The following is a 2090-nucleotide window of genomic DNA, read 5'->3' on the forward strand; positions in this document are numbered from 1 at the left end:
GAATAATCAATATATCCTTTGTGTCTTTGTGCCTTTGTGGCAAATATTTTTGGTTACCCGCTTCAGTTTTAATGCAGACGGAATCTCCATTGCGCTACAGCCGGCCTGTCCCGCTCTCGGGGCCTGTCCGGGTTAGAACAATGTAAAACTGGTCTGGAAATAATGAAACCGTTCTTTCTTGCCTTCTATGTGATTTTTCGGTATCCCCAGATCGTATTTAAATGTAAACCAATCCTTGTAATACAATCGAAGCCCACCCCCATAACCGGTAAGATGTCGATCGCCGATATCATCATTCGCGTCGGCATTTACCGTCCAAACCTGGCCGTGATCAGCAAAGAGCGCAAACTGCACCAGTTGCGCCAGCCGTTGTCCGAAAATGGTCTTTTCGGCTAAAAACGGGGGCGCGAACATGAGTTCGGCAGAGACGTTATACCCTTGATCCCCTAAATACAGTGACGGATCGTATCCTCTGACAGACCCGTAGCCACCCAGGCCGGTCTGTTCAATGGTCAGCAGTCTTTTATCCGTTATTTGGGCAGCGCCTCTAAGCATAATATTGGTATAACCGTAGACCTTCTGGATGCGCGCCAAATTGAGCACCCATTTGTCAAAAAATTTATCTTCGGTATTTTCACGGCTGGTGGCCAAGCTTTCATCACGTTTAACTTTACCCCATTGATATGACAAGGAAGCAATATTTTTGCCTAAGAACCGATCCAGACTGTCGTAATTTAAGGTCACATCATACACATCTTCCTTGTCAAGGCTTCGGGCCTGCTGCAAAATGATGTTTTTATTAAACTTGTCGGTCCAACCAAAGCGTAAATTTAAATTCTTATTTTTTTCCTTCATGACCGGGTGGGAAAACGAGGCACTGTAAAATTCCGTACGCCCCTGCATGCCCAAATCTGCCAAGGCCTGGCCGACAACATAATTACTATGAAGATAACCCAATTGAATCTTTGAGCCGTAACTGTTGATCGGGACCGTCCACTTAATACTTTCCAAAAGCGAATCCTCGGGGATGGTGCCTGAAACAGCTCTCAAGTCAAACTTACTCCCCCAGTAGTGGTCCGTGATTCCAATGGCAACGCCAAGGCGGTCTTCTCCGACTATATCTGATCCGAAGTTATTGTAATCAACGCGCATATTAACACCAAACGTTACCGTCGAAGTGTCTTTGGTATCCAAAATAACATCGACTTCGCCCGGTTTCGCGCCCTCTCTTAAAACAACCGTGGTTTTAACGTCTTGCATGTCAGTGGAGAGCAAAAGTCCTTTTTCAAGCAGCGACTCTTTGATTATGCCATGCTTTTGCTGCTGCTCAAAATAACGTTTAATGACATTGGCCTTATAATGGGTATATCCGGAAACCGTGATTTTGCCGATTTTCCCCTCGGCAATGGTAACCTTTAAAATACCGTCTTGTATCTCCTGCTCCGGCAGATAGGCCCTTGCCAGGATATAACCTTTTTCCTGGTAAGTCATGGTTAGCAGGTCCGTCATCTCGCTCATCTCTTCCAGTGTGAGCTCTCTGTCCTTGAAGGACTCAATAACTTTATTCAAGGTTTCGGTATCGATAACGGTGTTGCCTTCAATGATAATGTTTTTTATAAATACACCGGACAGCGCCTCGCCCTGATCCTCCAATGATTCTTCGGTCTCCTCCTGGGCGACGAGAATATTCAAATCCTCAGCATTGGCAGGCAAGCATAGAGGTAAAACCAACAAACCAACCGCAAAAAAACTCAGCCATTTCCGCATTGCAAGCCTCCAATTATACAATCGCTTCGCGATTTTATACAACGTCCCGAAAGCATTCGGGACTCGAATTAGTGTTTTCAGCCGTCGTAGCTAATTCAGCCGCCCTAACTACTTTGGCGAAGTCGGCAGCTACTTTGGCGAAGTCTGGTAGTGTTTTGTGTTTTGTTTGAAATATAGGAAAAAAACCGGGTAACCCATTAGAGAAACCCGGTTATTTTAATGAATATTATAAATTTTTTTTAGCTCCATTTTCAGCCCGTATTGATTCTCACAGACACACGTCTCTTTTTCCTACTTTCAATAATGAATACATCTCATTTTGT

1 protein-coding gene is annotated in these 2090 nt (G+C 44.6%); it reads right to left on the bottom strand.

Annotated features, from left to right (window positions below; all coding sequences use genetic code 11):
- Positions 1–132: 132 nt before the first annotated feature.
- A complete protein-coding gene (locus tag V3S16_RS17875) occupies positions 133–1767 on the bottom strand; it encodes a ShlB/FhaC/HecB family hemolysin secretion/activation protein (RefSeq protein WP_413887444.1) in 1635 nt (544 codons plus the stop codon).
- Between the last annotated feature and the right edge of the window lie 323 nt (positions 1768–2090).

The sequence above is a fragment of the Candidatus Desulfatibia sp. genome (genome assembly GCF_036446775.1).
GTDB lineage: Bacteria > Desulfobacterota > Desulfobacteria > Desulfobacterales > UBA11574 > Desulfatibia_A.

Excerpts from the sequence above, each read along its gene's own strand:
- V3S16_RS17875 (WP_413887444.1), bottom strand. The coding sequence starts at position 1,767 with ATGCGGAAATGGCTGAGTTTTTTTGCGGTTGGTTTGTTGGTTTTACCT.